The organism is bacterium (genome assembly GCA_030019025.1).
Classification (GTDB): domain Bacteria; phylum Hydrothermota; class Hydrothermia; order UBA1063; family UBA1063; genus UBA1063.
Map to the genome: position 1 here is coordinate 17,888 of JASEFR010000014.1, position 17,448 is coordinate 35,335.

A 17,448-nucleotide genomic window follows, 5' to 3' on the forward strand; every position below is an offset into this window, starting at 1 on the left:
TATGGAAACCTTGTTTGAAGATAAAAAATTCAGGGAGTTTATTGAAAAGGCGAAAAAGGAAAAGAAAGTTACCTTCGATGAGCTTGAGAAGGTTTTGCAATATCCGGTTGGTACTGAGCAATTTGAAGAGGTTATGATGGCGCTTCAGGAAGAGGGGATTGAAGTTCACGAATCTTTCAGAGCAAGGAAAAAGAAAAGGTTTGACCATGATATTTTGGAAAAGGAAGAGTTTTCTCAGATAAGGGATGATCCTACCAAGACCTATTTGAAACAAGTTTCTCATCTTAGTTTGCTTACTAAAGAGGAGGAGCAAGAATATTCTAAAATGATCGATGAGGCGAGGAGAGGTATAGTTCGCGAGCTTTTTGCTACCCCCTATGGAATTGAGAGATTTTATATGCTTATAAGGCAATGTTTAGATGGTTTTATCCCTATAGAGGAGCTTGTTCAAGTAGATTCACACTACTGGACATCAAGGGAGATGAATAAGAAAGAGAAAAACAGAGTGGAGAAAAGCTTTCGCGAGCTCAAAAAGCTAATTGAAGAGTACCAGAGTCTGTCTTTCTCAAAAGAAAAGGAAAAAATGGCGAAAAAGATTGCAGAAAAAATTGAAAAGATATCTCCAAGGTTTTCTGTGGTTAAAGATATATTTTTTAAGTTTGAGGAAGAAATCAACAATATTAGAGAGTTTTATGAGAGGTTGAATGCACTAAGGGCTGAAGAGGAGGAATTGAAGAATAAACCTCACAAAACTCCCAGGGATTTGGAAAGAGTTGGCGAACTAATGTATGTTATGAGGGAGACTGCAGGTGCGCTGGAGCAAAGAATTGGAAAAATCGGTATGTCCTATGATGAAGCGGACAAGGTTTATGCGAGCCTTAGGGAGTATTTCGCAAGGCTTGAGTTTGCTAAGTGTAAGATGGTCGAAGGTAACGTGAGGTTGGTGATCGATATCGCGAAAAAGTTCATGAATAGGGGGCTCGAGTTTGGTGATTTGATTCAGGAAGGTAACCTCGGTTTAATCAAGGCTGTCGAAAAATTCGATTACCGAAGAGGATTCAAATTCTCCACTTATGCTACTTGGTGGATTAAACAATCCATCTCAAGGGCAATAGCTGACCAGTCAAGGGTTATAAGAATCCCTATCCACATGATTGAAACTATAACTAAAATTAACAGGGCTATCAAATATTTAATGCAAGAGCTTGATAGGGAACCTACTTATGAGGAAATTGCAGAGGCTACCAACCTGACCGTTGAAAAGGTGAAACAGGCTCTGGAAGCACAGAAGGAACCAATTTCAATGGATAAACCGATTGATCACGACGAGAAATCTATAATTGCTGAATATATCGTTGATAGAGAAAATAATCCGCTTGAGTATGCAAAAGAGTTTATATTGAAAGAACGTCTTGAAGAGGTTCTCCAAACCTTATCCAAAAGAGAAAGGAAGATTCTTGAATACAGGTTTGGGCTAAATGGCCATCCACCTAAAACGCTTGAGGAGGTTGGAGCGATTTTCGGCATTACGAGGGAAAGGGTAAGGCAGATTGAGGCGAAGGCTATTAAGAGATTGCAACATCCTATGAGAATGCAAAGACTCAGACAATTAATTGAACCCCCTGATTTTAATCAGTAATGTCAGAGTTTTCTGCAATTGTAGTTGCTGCTGGTCAGGGTAAAAGGTTTGGTGGAGATAAAGCATTTGTTGAAGTTTTTGGAAAATACCTTGTAGAATATTCCCTTGAAGTATTCGAAAGACATCCTCTTATTTCAGAAGTTGTTCTTGTGTTAAGCAGGCAGAACATCGCAAAGGGCGAGGAATTAAAGGCAAAGTTTCATAAGCTTACTTCCATTGTTGAAGGAGGGGCAGAAAGAAGTGAATCTGTTCGCAATGGGGTCCGCGAAGCAAAGGGTGAGTATGTATTGATCCACGACTCTGCAAGGGCCAATGTTAGCAAAGAAATAGTAAACAATGTGATAGCCGGCCTTAAAGAGTTTGATGCGGTGGTTCCGGGAATTCCCGTAAGGGATACCGTAGGTTACTTTGAGTCGGAAATTTTTTCTACCCAATTGGAAAGAGATAATCTGTATTTGATTCAAACTCCACAGGGTTTTAGGAGGAAATTGCTCCTTAAATGCTATGAAAAAGCGCAGAAAACATATACTGACGAATCAACTATGGTTTTTGACCTTTTGGGAATAAGGGCAAAGGTTGTGGAGGGCAGTTTTGAAAATTTTAAAATCACATATCCGGAGGATCTCGTCCATTTCAAAAAATTATTGGGAGGGGAGATGGGATTGAGGGTGGGTCTGGGCTATGACTCCCATAGGCTTGAACAGGGCAAGACTTTGATCCTTGGCGGAGTTGTTGTTTCAAAGGAAATTGGTCCTGTTGCTCATTCCGATGGAGATTGTTTGGTACACTCAATCATTGATGCGTTTCTTGGCGCTGTGGGGGATAGGGATATTGGATACCATTTTCCTGACAGCGATCCCAAATTTGCTGGTGTTTCAAGCTTAAAACTTCTTGGAGAGATCCTGGAAAAGTGGAAAAGCAGAGTGGAGATAATTAACGTTGACTCCTTTGTTAAACTGGAAAAGCCAAAGATTCGAGACTTGATACCAGAGATGAAGGGAAAAATTTCAAGGATTCTTGAAATCGCTCCAGAGAGAATTAACATAAAGGCAAAGACGGGAGAGATGGTAGGCCCTGTTGGCGAATCCCGGCTTATTGAATGTGAAACAATTATTCTTCTGAGATTTAAATCCTAAAATTCACTTTCAGGTTGGAAACTTATTTTGGGATAGGGGTTAACTATAGATGAGGCAACATTTTTAATGTGAGCACTAACCCTTTTGAGATATCTTGTTAATAGAGCTATTATTATTGCCTTCCTTGGCTTCAGGGAATCATCTTTTGAAACTTCCCTAAGCAATTCTTCCAGGACTTTATTTATTTCCAAATGTTTTTTCATAACGTATTCAGCCTTCTCTTCATCAGCTTCCTTAAGGGCTAAATAGGTTACGTCAAATTCGTGTGAAATGTCCTCGGAAATCTTTTTTAGTTTATTTATGTAGGAATCTTCGTCAAGTTTTTCAGGGTATATTTCAATAAGTTCAAACATGTTTTTACAATAATCTCCAATTCGCTCGATGTCAATTATGATACTGCTTAAAGAAAGGGCATAGGCAATATCCACTTTATCCGCGCCAAAAACAAGGTGTTTTAGAATCTTTTCTCTAATTTCTATTTCCCGTTTGTTTACCTTTTTATCGATAGAGTAAGGGTCAAAGCCTTCTTCAACTGCTTCGAATAGAAACTTGTTGGTCTCAATGTACATATATTTTACCTGGATCAACATTTCAAGGCCTTCTTCAAAGGCCTCCTGGAGCAAGGTTTTCCCTCTTAAAAGATCCCACAGTTTCCTTTTCATCTTCTACCTCCTAACCATATTATAATGGCTGGTACCACATAAAAGATTATAATAGTATACAGTAATGCAATAACCTTCCTTTTTGTTGCAATCTTGGCAAAAATCTTCGCTATCTTCACAGGTAGCTCCCTGTAAATAAGTGTATTAAGTATTACGCCATATGTATTGAAAAGCAAGTGTGTAAAGGCGATTGCCAGCGCCGCCGGGCTTTTTGTGATTAAGGCTGCGAGAATTGCAGTAATAGTGGTTCCAATGTTTGCTCCCATTGTATAGTAAAAGATCCTCCTAAGGTCAAGAAGGTCAACAGCAGCAAGAGGAACTGCAAGGGAGGTTGTACAGGAACTGGATTGGACAATGGAAGTCAATACAAGTCCAGAGATAAACGAAGTTCTTGTGTTTTTGAAGAAAATGGTGTTGAGATATCGGTCCACATATTTTTTAGAGATTTTTGTCATGCTTTTTACAATGTATTTAAGTGAGATTAGTAAAACTGTCACAGCAATTAGGATAACGGCAAGAGGATACTTTTTAAGAGGGGAGCTTAAAAGGAGCTTTATAAGCGGTTCAAGGATAATTTTTAATGGAGATACAAACTTAAACCCCCCCATGTTTTTAAAGAGATGGGCCAAAAAATTAGCTGATTTTTCAAGAGGGTGAAAGAAGTGCTCTAAAGGGAGGAAGGTAAAGGCAGACAAAAGGTTGAAAAAATCGTGAACGGTCGCAGCCTGAATAGCTTTTTCAAACTCTTTTCCTTTTTTAAGATGGGCAAGGGATATCAGGGTGTTTGTTACCGTAGTACCTATATTGGCTCCCATGATCATTGGAATTGCATTTCTGATATTTAAAGTTCCAGCTGCTATTAAGCTAACAATAATGGAAGTGGTGGATGAGGATGATTGTAAGATTGCGGTTGCGAGGAGACCTGTGGAAAAACCCACTAAAGGGTGTGCAGTGTTCTGAATTAGCATATTTGCAAAACCGCTACCGAGAAGTTGGAATCCCTTTGATAAAAGCTCAATGCTGAAAAAGAAAAAATAAAAGGAAATCAAAAGAATCAAACCGTACATGAAATAATGTTAAAGAGGTGTGCTTGAATAATCAAAGAAATTAGGAGTTTTCTATTATATTTTAAGTTCCATAGCTTCATGAGAAAGTCATTTTAAAGGGGGGATGGCTTGCCCAGAAGTCGCTATAGGATAAATTGGAGCCGATGTTTTAAATTAGTGAAAATTTTTAGTGAGTTAATTTGGTATTTGACTCGACGTTTTTTTTACAATTAATCGGTCGCCTCGAGGTGGCAAAACCAAAAGGAGGTGCAATATGATAAACATACTAACTGATATTGTAGTATCAAGGACCCAGAAGGCATGTGTATGTGTGTGCCTGTCTCCTGGATGCCAATACAGTGAAGACTACTTGATGGGATATACAGATGGTTATGCTGATGGAACGTTAGATCGTTAGGAATGAGCAGGTACCCGATGTCCGGCGCCAGACATCGGGTACCCGAGTATATTGTGGAATATACGGCTACAGGGATGAGAAAAAATTGGTTTAAAGAAGGCACTTTCAAAATTTCCCAACCGCCGAATTAGGTCGGTTCCCCTGTGAGAAAAAAAGGCGAAAATATACATAAATAAGTTGAAAGCACAGATGAAGTTGGTAAAGGCTATTAAGGGTATGTTGATTAAAGAGAGGAAAGGTTATTTAGAAAAAGCCTGATACTAAGGGTATTGGAAATCTCTGAGAACAATATGCGGAAACTTTCTCAGTGTAATGTATTATATAAAGGGTAAAATTTGAAAAGAAGTAAGAAAAGGCGTTAAAAGACATTTTTCTAAGTTAATTTTTGTATCCCTGGGATGCAGTTTTAAGTTTTTGAAACATCATCGTGTGTAAAGGAAGATGAGACTTTTCAGGAAGAATTGTTTTTTGGAAACGCTGCAGGATTGACCGTTAAAACTGATTGGGTTATAATTAAAACACATATAAGGAGGGTGTATGAAGAAAGTGCTGATGTTAGTGTTAACAATAGGAGTGTTGGGTGCCCAGACCCTTGATGAACGTGTTGAAAATATGGCTGTTTCTCTTACCGACAAGGCTGCAGCCCTGATTTCTTCTGGGGTAATATCCAATGCGGGATGCAAAGGCGGATTGCCTCACTTTAACCTGGGTGTTGCTGCGAATGCCAGTTGGTTTAAGTTTACCAATCCTATTAATTCTGAAGAAATATCTTTCCCTGCTGTCTTCCCATACATATACGGTGAAGTCGGGCTCTTTAAGGGTTTCTCTTTTACTCCCCTTTTAAGGGGACTTTTTGCGGTTGATGTAATTGGTAAATACGCTCCAACACTCATTAAATCCGATTACTTTGAGGAATCTCCCTATCTCATTGGTTACGGTTTAAAAGTTCAAGTTCTAAAAGACCAGCTTGTTCCTCCCACTCCTGCTGTCTCGGTTGCCCTCATTAATCACGAATACAAAAACCTCACTTTTAAATTTGATACCCTCTATACAAGCCTGAGTCTTAAGGATCTTTCAATCAGAGCTTCTGTCTCCAAAAACGTTCTTTTTATAACTCCTTATCTTGGAGCGAGTTACGATATTTATTCATTGAACACAAATTATTGGACGACGAGTGACTCCACCAGAAAGGAAATACAAGCAGTTGAAAACAATACCCTTTCTTATTTTGGCGGTATAGAGTTCAAAATTCTGGTGATTAAAGGGTATCTTGAAGGCTCGTATAGAAGCAACAGGTTTGGCCTTACACTTGGGTTTAAAGCAGGTATATAATATAGCTGGTTAGATAAATTCTCTTCAAAACTGTAATTTTATGGAACGGCGAGCCTTTTTGCTTCTCGTGTTGGGTTACTTTTCTGCCATATTTTTGGGGTCATTACTTTTACTGTTACCTTTTTCAAGGCGTGGGCCGCTGTGTTTTACCGATGCTTTCTTTACAGCAACATCTGCTATATGCGTGACCGGTTTAATTGTGAAAGATACACCTGTGTTTTTCACTTTGTTTGGGAAAGCTGTTATCCTTACTTTGATTCAGCTTGGCGGTATCGGTTATATGAGTGTAGCGGGCGTATTATTGCATCGATTGAGAAGGAGCTTGATTCTTCCAGAGATGATGGCCCAGGGATTTCCCGAACTTAAGCCCGGTTTTGCTTTTTATTTTGCCAAACGGGTGGTGATTTATACTTTGGTTATTGAGTCCATTGGAATAATATTGTTGTTCTTTGCTTTTTTAAAATATTTTCCACCAATTCTTGCTTTTCAACACGCGGTATTTCAGGCTATTTCCGCTTTTTGTAATGCAGGATTTTCAACTTTTTCCAATTCGTTGATGTCTTTTCGAGGCGACCCTTTTGTAAATTTTGTTGTTATCCTGTTAATAATAACAGGCGGGCTGGGATTCTTTGTCCTTAATGAATTAAAGGAATTTTTCAAAAGTAGAGTGGAATTGCTTAAAAAATTTGTAAGAAAAGATTCAGGCGAGAGGATTTCAGGAAAAACCTTCCGGTTTTCCACCCATACGCGGGCCGTTTTTACGTGGACGATTATCCTTGTCGTTGGGGGATTTATTTTAATTTTATTCCTCGAGATAAACAACGGTTTCAGAAACTTTTCAACTTCAGAAAAGATTTTGGCAGCACTTTTTCAGTCTGTTACTCCTCGAACCTGCGGTTTTAATACCGTTGATTTCTCTCTTCTTGCGCCTGCGACATTAAGTTTAATTATGCTTCTTATGTATATAGGTGGAAGTCCAGGTGGGACCGCGGGAGGAGTTAAAACGAATACTTTTGCTCTTGCTTTTTTGTGGATTTTTCACCACCTTAGGGGATACAAAAATGTTTATTTATTCAAGAGAAGAATTTCTGATGCAGCGGTAGAAAAGGCAATTTTGATTTTAATTCTTTCCTCCACCTATCTGTTCATTAGTTACTTTTTAATTGTGTCTTTTGACAAGTATGTGCTTTCACTCCACACTCCCATAGAAATAGCTTTTGAGACCGTTTCAGCCTTTGGTACAGTGGGCCTTTCAACTGGCTCTCGTGTTTTCAATAATGTAAGTCTTTCTGCCGATTTCAATATACTTTCCAAGTGGATTATAATTTTACTTATGATAATTGGTAAGGTTGGTGTTCTTTCGGTGGCTACCTACATGATAGAAAGGACTAAGATAGAGATAGGCTATCCGGAAGACAGATATATAGTGGGGTGAATTTATATGAACATTCTTGTTATCGGTGCTGGAAGGTTTGGAAGGTCATTAGCAGAAGTGTTTATGCGGGAAAATCACACTGTTGTTCTGGTGGATAAAAACGAAAATAAAATAAAGGGAATGGAAGACAGGGTTTCCCAAGCGGTAATTCTTGATAGTACAGAAGAGGAAGCCTTAGCTCGCTTAAATTTAGAGGACTTTGATTACGTTTTCCTATGCATTTCTGAAATTTCAGCATCAATCTTGACTGCACAAATATTGCAGGATAGAAAGATTAAAAATGTTTATGCTAAAGCCTCAAATGATGTGCATGCAAAAATTTTATCCCGGCTTGGGGTATCCAGGGTTATTCAGCCCGAAAAACAGTCCGCAGAGAGACTGGCTATGAGTATAATGTGGGGAACTGTTGAGCTTGCAGACCTCCTCAGGAAGAAGAATGTCATGATATCCACTGTTGATGTCCCGAGAAATTTCCAAAAGAAGTCACTGAGTGAACTTGAGATAAGAAAAAAATTCGGTCTTTATGTCATTGCCGTTGAGAGGAATGAACCAATTGTTGTGGGAGATGGCTCCGAACCTGAGGATGGGACAAAAATCGGTGTTTCTACTAAAACCGTCACATACGTCTTACCCGATGGTGGGTTTGAAATAGAAAGGACTGACAAGCTCATTGTGATAGGAACTCGTGAAAACATTGAGAAGTTTGTAAACTATGTTTCAAAAGAAGCCGAGTAAAAAAGAGATTTCAACCTACTCTAATGAGGAACTCTTTGAATTCTTCAAAGAGTCTCTTTTTGAAGGAAATTTTGATTTAGCCGAAAAATGCATAAGCGAGCTATTAAGTAGGGTTGAATCCAATCAGGTTAAATCGGAAGAGGAAAAACTTAAGTACTATAAGGCGATGGGGATTTTCCAGGAAATGGTTAATAACGAAGAACTTGCCAGGGAATACTTCTTAAAAAGTCTCGAAATAAAACCAGATGACGAAGAGACATTAAACCACCTTAGAAAATTGTCAGGTCTGGAAGAACAGGGTGAATAGCGTATTAGCTGGCTTCTTAGCTTCTTTGTTTGCTGGTCTCGCTACAACCCTTGGTGCTTTATTTCTTATTTTAAAGGTTAAATTTGGTCCCAAGAGTATGCCTTTGTTCCTTGGACTCTCTGGTGGAATTATGTTTTCTGCCTCTATTTTCAGCCTTCTTATTCCCGCTCTCAGTAAAGGTGTCCTTATTCCAGTGCTTTTGGCTTTTCTCTTTGGAGCTTTTTTTGTCGATTTCTTGGATACTATTATTCCTCACGAGCATTTTATAAAAGGACTGGAGGGCCCTTCTTCAAGACTTAAAATGGTATCACTTATTCTTTTAACGATGTTAATTCACAATTTTCCTGAGGGAATGGCAGTTGGAATCTCTTTTGCAAAAGGTATTTCCCCCTCTGCAATTTCCCTCGCAGTAGCTATAGGTTTGCAGAACATTCCTGAAGGTGCAGCGGTTGCTCTACCCCTCTTCAGCCTCGGTATGAGCAGAAGTAGAGCGATTTTTATAGCGTTTCTAACTGGAATGGTCGAGCCAGTAGCTGGTCTTTTGGGGGTTTCCCTCGGAATACTTTTCTCAAAGCTTTTACCTTACCTTATGGCTTTTGCCTCAGGGGCAATGGTCTACGTTGTAAGTGATGAAATGATTCCTGAATCCCACACCCATGGTTCAGAGAAGGTTGCAACCTTCTCTTTTATGTTGGGCTTTGTAGTAATGACCCTTTTGGATAACCTTTTTTAGGGGGGTAAGTGGAGATTTTAGAGTACATAGAACAAAAAAGTGAACTCGTCAACAGAAAGTTGGAGGAGTTTTTTCCCCAGAATGCTAAGGGGGTCCCCTTACTAAGGGAGTCAATGCGATATTCCCTTTTCGCTGGTGGCAAAAGGCTGCGCCCAGTTCTGTGCATATTGGGATATGAACTGTGTGGTGGAAAAAAGGAGGAAGAAATTTTACCTCAGGCTTGTGCCCTTGAAATGATCCATACTTTCACACTCGTTCACGATGATCTGCCTGCAATGGATAATGACGACTTTCGTCGTGGAAAACCGACAAATCACAGGGTATATGGTGAAGCTATGGCGATTCTTGCTGGTGATGCCCTTTTTATTGAGGCTATCGGGTTGTTTTTAAAAGGCCCGTTAAGTGCAGAGATTAAAATTAAGATGTTAAATGAGCTTGTGGATGCACTTGGCGTAGACGGAGTCATTGGAGGACAGGTGCTGGACTTAAAGGCTGAGGGAAAGGTTCACACTCAAAGGTTGGTTGAAAATATCCATTTAAGGAAGACAGCACGGTTTATTGAGGCCTCCATTGTAATTGGAGCTATAGGCTCAGGGATTGACGAATCTATTGTGGAAGGTTTCAGAAGAATTGGAAGAAAACTGGGTCTGCTTTTCCAAATCGTGGATGATATCCTTGACGAAACGGCAGAGGACGAAGAGCTTGGTAAAAAAGCTAAGAAAGACAGAGAAAGGGGAAAGTGCACCTATCCCTCCGTGTTGGGACTTGAAAGGTCCTATGATGTAGCGAGGGAACTGGTAAGGGATATTAAAGTGGAGGCTAAGAGTATTCTGGGAGATAAAAGCAAATTATTAGAAGGACTTGCGGATTATTTTCTTTCCAGGAGGAAGTGATTGGTTTTAAAAGAAATTTTTTCAAATCCCTTCTGGCTACTCCCTCTCTTGACTGGTTTCATCGCTCAGATGATAAAATTTGTGATTTACAGCATTAAGGAGAAGAGGCCTGCCTTTTCCTGGCTTTTCAGCACCGGAGGAATGCCCAGTGCCCATTCCGCTGCCGTTTCCTGTCTTTCAGTGATCACTGGAAAGCATTATGGTTTTAGTTCTCCTATATTCGGTATCACATTGTATTTCAGTCTAATCATTATGTATGACGCTGCAGGCATTCGCAGGGCGGCGGGAGAACATGCCGAACTTCTAAATATCATAGTAGAAGAGTTAATGGGAAAAAATAAGGCCCTTGGCAGAGAGAAGTTAAAAGAGTTCCTTGGCCATTCTCCCTTGGAGGTTTTGGTAGGAGCAATTTTGGGAATTCTTCTTTCATTAATTTATATCAAGATGAGGTGGGTATGAGGTGGCTTGATTTTCTTCTTGTCTTACCAGGTATTCTTCTTGCGTTAACTATCCATGAATATTTTCATGGGTATGTGGCCTATAAACTGGGGGATCCTACCCCTCGTTTGAAGGGCAGACTCACATTAAATCCCCTCGCACATATAGACCCCGTTGGATTTGTTGCGCTTCTTTTTCTTCATTTTGGATGGGCAAAACCGGTTCCCATTAATCCATACAACTTGAGGAATCCTCGGAGAGATGTGGTGCTGGTCTCACTGGCTGGTCCATTTTCAAATCTTATTTCAGCGTTTCTTGTAGGTTTTACGTTGAGAATATTTGCGTACAGATTCTTGCTTTACACAACTTTCGGGGCGATGATTGTGAACTTTGTAGTGATCAGTGCCGCTTTAGCTTTTTTTAATTTAATTCCTATTCCTCCTCTTGATGGGTGGCATGTCCTTGAGTATTTTCTTCCCCCTGGAGGGTTTAAGAACTTCATGAGGCAATATGGATACTACATCCTTCTGATTTTGGTTGTTCTTTCAGCTCTCGGTTTTCCACTTTTGGGAATGTACATAAGCATTACTGTAAAATTTTTCACGCGATTAGTTTTTGGTCATCTTTTGCCTTTGAATCTTTAAACTTTTCTTTGGAGGTGTGAGGTGGGTGTCAGAATTTTGGGAATAGGGTCTTATTTACCTGAAAAAATACTTACAAATGAAGACCTTGAGAAAATGGTTGAAACCTCCGACGAATGGATAGTGGAAAGGACAGGCATTAAGGAAAGACATATAGCTGGTCCCGATGAGGCTACCTCTGATCTTGCTTATAGAGCAAGCTTAAAGGCCTTAAAAAAAGCTGGTATCACGCCTCAGCAGATTGACGGAATAATCGTTGCCGCTGCCTCTCCAGACTATCTTTTCCCCGCTACAGCGTGTATTTTACAGGCTAAACTGGGCGCTAAGAAGGCCATGTGTTTTGATATAGAAGCAGCATGCCCTGGATTCGTTTACGCCCTTGAGATTGCAAGGGGGCTTTTATCTCTTCCAAATTACAGGTACATCTTAATTGTTGGTGCAGAAACCCTTTCCCGACTTGTGGACTTCAGTGATAGGAATACCTGTGTTCTTTTTGGGGATGGTGCCGGTGCAGCAGTAGTAACCAAGGATGATTCTGAGAGCGATGTGCTTGCCTCTTATTTAAAGGGAAATGGCGAGGTACATGAGTTACTTATGCTCCCTGCTGGGGCAGCAAGGAAGCCTGCGTCTGAAAAAACTGTAAGTGGAAAAGAACATTATATAAAGATGCAGGGGAGAGAAGTGTTTAAGTATGCTGTGATGGGAATGCAGGAAGCCGCTGAGAAAGTTTTAGAGAAGGCTGGTATAATGTCAGAGGATATTGACTGGCTTGTCCCTCATCAAGCCAACGTAAGAATAATTGATGCCACAAGGGAGAGACTTGGAATACCACGGGAAAAGGTGTATATTAACATTGAGAAGACAGGCAATACCAGTGCAGCATCAATTCCTATTGCCCTTGCGGAAATGGACGAAAAGGGCCTTTTGAAGAGAGGGCAGAGGGTTCTGCTTGTATCTTTTGGTGCGGGATTTATCTATGGAGCGATCTTACTGAGATGGTAAAAGGATTTTTGATAGACCTTGATGGGACTCTCTACATTGGCAACCAGCCTGTGAGGGGATCAAGGGAACTTGTTGATTTTTTAAAGGAAAATAACATTCCCTTTCTTTTTTTAACAAACAATTCAACGAGAACCCCGGAACAGGTTGCAGAGAAACTGGAAAAGATGGGGATTCAGGTCAACCCTTCTAAGATTTATACTTCAGCAAATACCCTTGCTGATTATTTACGGGAGCATTATGAGGGTCATCACAGCGCATATGTAATTGGAGAAGATGGCGTTTTGAGAGAGCTGGAGAGTCTTGGTTGGAAGATAGTGAAAGATTATAAGGAGGCAGAGTTTGTTATAGTCGGACTTGATCGAGAGGTTACTTATGAAAAACTGAAACAGGCGGTTTTGGCAATCCAGAAGGGTGCCACTTTCATTGCCTGCAACAGGGATTCTTCTTTTCCAACTCCAGAAGGATTTCTTCCCGGAGCGGGTGCCATCGTAAATGCAATAACCACAGTGGTTGGAGTAGAACCCCTTGTGCTTGGAAAACCTAATGAGTACATAATAAGGTACGCTGTTAAAAGGCTTGGAGTTTCTTTAGAAAGCACAGCTATTGTGGGTGACAGACTGGATACGGACATCGCACTCGGTAAGAAAATGGGGATGGTGACCATCCTCGTTCTTACAGGGGTTCGCAAAAACGAAGATCAGATAGAAGAAATTAAGCCCGATTTTGTCTTTGAAGATGTAGGTGAATTATGGAAAAATATTTACAGGTTGCTTTAAAGGCTGTGAGGGAAGCCGGGAATTTTTTAAGGGATCACTTTGGAAAGGTTCTCGACATTCATGCCGAAGAGAAGAAAGCAAATGACCTTGTTTCTTTCGTAGATAGAGAGACGGAAGAAATTATAAAGGACATAATATGGAAAGAGTTTCCAGACCACCAATTTATTGGTGAAGAACCCGGGAGTAGCAAAAAGGTAGCCCAACTCGCCTGGGTTATTGATCCCCTTGATGGGACAAAGAATTTCCTTTCGGGGATAGACATTTTTGCAATCTCCTGCGCCCTTTTGGAGGAAGGAGAACCTATTGTAGGTGTTGTCTTTAATCCTGTTAAAAGTGAACTTTTTTACGCCCTTAGAGGGAGAGGGGCTTTTAAAAACGGTAAGAAAATTGGAATCAACAATAATCTACCTATCGAAAGGACTCTTTTCGCCACTGCATTTCCATTTAGAGAAAAATCTAAGTTTGATTTTTTGAATGAGGTTTTTAAGAGGCTCTATAAAAAATTTTCAGACGTGAGAAGATTGGGCTCTGCTTCCCTTGACCTTTGTTATGTCGCGGAAGGGATCTTTTCTGCATTCTATGAGTATGGACTTTCCATTTGGGATATTGCTGCAGGTGCGTTGATCGTAAGAGAAGCGGGTGGAGTTGTTAAAGATTTTTCCGGCGGAAATGATTACTTGAGATCTGGTAATATCGTTGCGGGAAGAGAGGATGCGGTTACCCTTGTACTTGATGCTTTAAGGGAGGCAAGATGGAGTTTGCCATAAAGATTCCTACTATTGACGAGGAGATTGTAAACAGCTTTAAAATCTATCTGGTGGGAGGCTCTTTAAGGGATGCAATTCTTGGAAGGGAGATTAACGACTATGATCTGGTTTTAGAGGGTGATATAGATCCTTTTTTGAAACTGTACAAAAGGAAACATCCTGAATCTACCCTTTTTCCTCTCTCAGAAGAAGACGAGGAGTACAGAATTGTCATTACAGAGGATCTTTGGCTTGATATCACTTCCGTTAAGGGTAAGGATATATATGAGGATTTGAAGAAACGGGATTTTACAGTTAACGCCATAGCAATGGATTTAAGGAGTGGTAAAATCATCGACCCTGTGGGTGGATGGAAAGATATTGAGCAAAGAGTTATAAGGCTCATTAGTCCTTTAAATTTAATTCAGGATCCCTTGAGAATCCTGAGAGCGTACAGGTTTAGCGCTGTTCTCGGTTTTGAAATCGGACCTGAAACACGTTTTTATTTGAAGGAGCTCTCTCCGCTTTTGTCTTTTAAGATAGTTGCCGGTGAACGCATAAGATATGAGCTTTTTCTTATTTTGCTGACGGATAATTCTTCAAAGACAATAGAACTCATGGCTGAAGACGGGGTTCTATTTTCGGTTTTCCCAGAACTTTCTCCCATGAAGCATACTTCACAGCGATACTATAACGAACAAAACCTTCTATATCATACAATTAAAGCCCTTGCAAACTTTGAAAAAATTCTGGTGGAGAAAGATGAAAAATATGAAAAAGAACTTGGGTGGATTTTTAAGCTTGCAGTTTTGTTGCATGACATTGGAAAGCCACAAACGATTAGTTTTGATGAAGAGGGGAATACCCATTTTTATGGTCATGATAGGGTTGGAGCCGAAATTGTTGAAAGTATTGCTGAAAGATTAAAACTGTCAAAAAGAGAGAGAAATACACTAAAAAAACTGGTGAAGCACCACATGTATCCTCATTTACTGGCTGCTCAGCAGGTTCTCACTGAGCGAGCTGTAAATCGCTACTTAAGGCGTATGGAAGAACTGGCCTTTCCACTTCTCGATATGGCTATTGCCGACGCCCTTGCTTCACCACCAAGGGGTGAAGGTATACTCCCGTACCACGAATTTCGCGCAAAGATAATTAAAGTTATTGAAGAGAAGGCAAAGGTTACCCAGGGAAGACTGGTTACAGGGGATGATCTGATAGAGCTCGGACTTAAGCCGGGTCCCATTTTTAAAAAAATACTTGCAGAGATTGATGATTTGATTGCAGAGGGGAGGATTCATTCCAAAGAAGAAGCACTGGATTTCATTAGGAAAAATTATGTGCAAGAGTCCGGTACGCTTTGAAAATCCACGACTTTTTTATTAACATTATCTAATGAACTCGCTTGTTTTGGTTTTTCAACTTCTTTTCTCTTTTGGTTTATTTGACGATCCCTTCTATCAGTATCTCAGAAACAGTTATGGCATTTTTGACAGTGTTTATGTAGAGGAGAACCTCGTTTATTTCGGGAAGTACAAGGGGACTGAAGAGATAGTTTTAGACTCTGCTGTTTCCTACGATCGTTTTAAAATGGCGAGAACAAGAGAGATTATCTACAGAAACCTTATTGAGAGGCAAAGCGAAAATTTAGAGACTGCATCTAAAACCACAGGTAGCAGAGGAGTAATTCCTACTATACAAATTCCTGTTTACATGCCTCCTTCCTTTTCCTTTCTTGGCAAAGAAGGTGCGAAGATTGACATTGACGGAACCCAGTCGGTTAGACTCAGTTTTGAAAAAAACGTTACCCATGATCCATTAAGTTACATTGGTAAAGGAACTTCAAGTTACTTTAACCCCCAGCTGGAGCAACAGTTGAGGCTAAGTTTAAATGCTTTTATTGGAAGCAAATTGAGTGTAAACATTGACCACGATTCGGAGAGGCAGGACGAGACGAAAAATAAAGTGATTGTGAAATTTCAGGGTGAGGAAGATGATGTCGTAAAACTCATTGAACTTGGTGATACGAGGGTGACTTTACCATCAACGCGATTTGCAAGTTTTCCCGGCCAGACAAAAGAGGGACTTTTTGGCTTTAATTCTCTATTCCAATTTGGTCCTTTAAAAATCCAGGCTATAGCTACAAGGGAAAAAGGAGAAAGCCAAACTACGAGTCTTTCAAGAGGTGCAGTGCAGGATAGCTTCTTGCTTTATGGGAAGGATTTCGAAAAATTCAGATTTTTCTACATCCCTGAAGCCGAGTCAATAGTGTCTATTCAGGTCTTCATTGATGAGCAGAGGGGAATACAGCCGGGAAAAACAATACCAGGATTTGCCTATTTCTATGGGTATGACAGTGCTACGGGGATGTACTTGCCCGACTCCGCACTCAAAGAGTATGGGAATTTCAAAGCCCTTATCTATGGAGAAGATTTTATCTATTATCCGGATTCAAAAGTTCTTGAACTTGCCACAAGAGCGGGTGAAAACTACGTTATTGCAGTATCTTACCAAACGAGTACTGGAAGGCGTGTAGGTGTTTTGGCAGATACGATTCTTGACAGTTTAAGGTTGGTGAAGCCTTCCAGTTATCCTCTTTACATTGATTCCCTTTTTACCAGGTCAGACACCTTGAAAGCTCAATTGTGGAATACAATGCTTATGAACATATACGATGTAAGGGCTTCTTATATAACTCCTGAGAATATCGATATTCAAATTGGTAGGGACTCCTCTGGCGTGATAGTTTGGGGGGAAAATGGACGGAGTTATCTTAATATTCTTGGAGTTGACGAAAACAATGATGGAAAGGTTGACCTGGTGAGGCAGGTTGGTCAGAACACTATTGATATTCTGGATCTAAATAAAGGAATTCTGATCTTTCCCATTTCCAGGCCGTTTATTTATGATTCGCTGAGCAGTCCGGATTCCTTAATCTACAAAAAAACGAGATTTTCTTATAGTGAGGGAACGAAATACGTTATAAAAGTTATCAAGAGGCAAATATCCCGAGAGATATACCTGAATCAGAGTAATATCCTTGAAAACAGTGAGGTTGTAAAGTACAACGGTAGAGTATTGGAGAGGGGAAAAGATTACACGATCGATTACAGCTTGGGAAAAATCATTATAAATGATGAGAACATTCTCAGAGACCCAAATGCAAGGATTGATATCTCTTTTGATTATGCGCCTCTTTTCAGTATAAAGGATAAATCCCTCTGGGGAATGAGGTTTGAAGTTCCTTTAACTGCCGATTTAAAAATAGGTGGCAGTCTCATGGGCAGGTCCGAGTCTTCGCCCGTAAAGAGGCCATCTATTGGAAGTGAACCTACAAGAAGTGTTGTGGGAGAACTTGATTTAATTTTAGATACAAAAGTTCCCCAACTAACTGATTTGTTTAATAAAGTCAGTTTTAATAAGACTCAGGCACCATCAACTCTTAGAATTCAGGGCGAAATAGCAAGGTCATACCCAAACCCCAATACTAAAAACTTCGCTTACATTGA

General features: G+C 40.1%; 17 protein-coding genes. 15 read left to right on the forward strand and 2 right to left on the reverse strand.

Annotated elements, in window-relative coordinates; genetic code table 11:
* The first annotated feature begins 1 nt into the window (after window position 1).
* On the forward strand, window positions 2-1,639 hold the full coding sequence (locus tag QMD82_04830) for a sigma-70 family RNA polymerase sigma factor (protein MDI6851241.1): 1,638 nt from the start codon (window positions 2-4) through the stop codon (window positions 1,637-1,639).
* Window positions 1,639-2,775 (forward strand): 2-C-methyl-D-erythritol 4-phosphate cytidylyltransferase, encoded by a 1,137-nt coding sequence (gene ispD, locus QMD82_04835; protein MDI6851242.1) that lies wholly within the window; start codon window positions 1,639-1,641, stop codon window positions 2,773-2,775. Before QMD82_04830 ends, ispD begins: the two co-directional genes overlap by 1 nt.
* Here ispD and QMD82_04840 read toward each other — a convergent pair.
* Both QMD82_04840 and QMD82_04845 read right to left on the reverse strand, forming a co-directional pair.
* Complete coding sequence (locus QMD82_04840; GenBank protein ID MDI6851243.1) at window positions 2,772-3,437, reverse strand: PhoU domain-containing protein; 666 nt, start codon at window positions 3,435-3,437, stop codon at window positions 2,772-2,774. The genes ispD and QMD82_04840 overlap by 4 nt on opposite strands.
* Complete coding sequence (locus tag QMD82_04845) at window positions 3,434-4,504, reverse strand: Na/Pi symporter (protein ID MDI6851244.1); 1,071 nt, start codon at window positions 4,502-4,504, stop codon at window positions 3,434-3,436. Before QMD82_04845 ends, QMD82_04840 begins: the two co-directional genes overlap by 4 nt.
* 934 nt (window positions 4,505-5,438) lie before the next feature.
* On the opposite strand from QMD82_04845, the gene QMD82_04850 reads away from it, so the two are divergent.
* From QMD82_04850 to QMD82_04910, 13 genes are all read left to right on the forward strand, one after another.
* On the forward strand, window positions 5,439-6,233 hold the full coding sequence (locus tag QMD82_04850) for a hypothetical protein (protein ID MDI6851245.1): 795 nt from the start codon (window positions 5,439-5,441) through the stop codon (window positions 6,231-6,233).
* 40 nt (window positions 6,234-6,273) lie between these two features.
* Window positions 6,274-7,668 carry a potassium transporter TrkG gene (locus QMD82_04855; protein MDI6851246.1) on the forward strand — a complete coding sequence of 465 codons (1,395 nt, stop codon included), beginning with the start codon at window positions 6,274-6,276 and terminating at the stop codon, window positions 7,666-7,668.
* A gap of 6 nt (window positions 7,669-7,674) precedes the next feature.
* Window positions 7,675-8,403, forward strand: coding sequence for a TrkA family potassium uptake protein (locus tag QMD82_04860; GenBank protein MDI6851247.1), 729 nt, complete (start codon window positions 7,675-7,677; stop codon window positions 8,401-8,403).
* Window positions 8,381-8,710, forward strand: a complete 330-nt coding sequence (locus tag QMD82_04865; protein MDI6851248.1) for a hypothetical protein — start codon at window positions 8,381-8,383, stop codon at window positions 8,708-8,710. Before QMD82_04860 ends, QMD82_04865 begins: the two co-directional genes overlap by 23 nt.
* On the forward strand, window positions 8,703-9,443 hold the full coding sequence (locus tag QMD82_04870) for a ZIP family metal transporter (protein MDI6851249.1): 741 nt from the start codon (window positions 8,703-8,705) through the stop codon (window positions 9,441-9,443). Before QMD82_04865 ends, QMD82_04870 begins: the two co-directional genes overlap by 8 nt.
* A gap of 8 nt (window positions 9,444-9,451) precedes the next feature.
* Complete coding sequence (locus tag QMD82_04875; GenBank protein ID MDI6851250.1) at window positions 9,452-10,336, forward strand: polyprenyl synthetase family protein; 885 nt, start codon at window positions 9,452-9,454, stop codon at window positions 10,334-10,336.
* The gene (locus QMD82_04880; protein ID MDI6851251.1) at window positions 10,337-10,795 is read left to right on the forward strand and encodes a divergent PAP2 family protein; all 459 of its coding nucleotides are present in this window, start codon (window positions 10,337-10,339) and stop codon (window positions 10,793-10,795) included. It abuts the gene before it with no gap.
* On the forward strand, window positions 10,792-11,418 hold the full coding sequence (locus QMD82_04885) for a site-2 protease family protein (protein MDI6851252.1): 627 nt from the start codon (window positions 10,792-10,794) through the stop codon (window positions 11,416-11,418). Before QMD82_04880 ends, QMD82_04885 begins: the two co-directional genes overlap by 4 nt.
* A gap of 21 nt (window positions 11,419-11,439) precedes the next feature.
* Window positions 11,440-12,417 carry a beta-ketoacyl-ACP synthase III gene (locus QMD82_04890; protein MDI6851253.1) on the forward strand — a complete coding sequence of 326 codons (978 nt, stop codon included), beginning with the start codon at window positions 11,440-11,442 and terminating at the stop codon, window positions 12,415-12,417.
* Complete coding sequence (locus tag QMD82_04895) at window positions 12,411-13,193, forward strand: HAD-IIA family hydrolase (GenBank protein MDI6851254.1); 783 nt, start codon at window positions 12,411-12,413, stop codon at window positions 13,191-13,193. The genes QMD82_04890 and QMD82_04895 overlap by 7 nt, the downstream gene beginning before the upstream one ends.
* Window positions 13,166-13,960 carry an inositol monophosphatase family protein gene (locus tag QMD82_04900; GenBank protein MDI6851255.1) on the forward strand — a complete coding sequence of 265 codons (795 nt, stop codon included), beginning with the start codon at window positions 13,166-13,168 and terminating at the stop codon, window positions 13,958-13,960. The genes QMD82_04895 and QMD82_04900 overlap by 28 nt, the downstream gene beginning before the upstream one ends.
* Window positions 13,945-15,303 carry an HD domain-containing protein gene (locus QMD82_04905; GenBank protein MDI6851256.1) on the forward strand — a complete coding sequence of 453 codons (1,359 nt, stop codon included), beginning with the start codon at window positions 13,945-13,947 and terminating at the stop codon, window positions 15,301-15,303. Before QMD82_04900 ends, QMD82_04905 begins: the two co-directional genes overlap by 16 nt.
* A 31-nt stretch (window positions 15,304-15,334) precedes the next feature.
* A partial coding sequence (locus QMD82_04910; protein ID MDI6851257.1) for a hypothetical protein occupies window positions 15,335-17,448 on the forward strand: 2,114 nt, incomplete at its 3' end.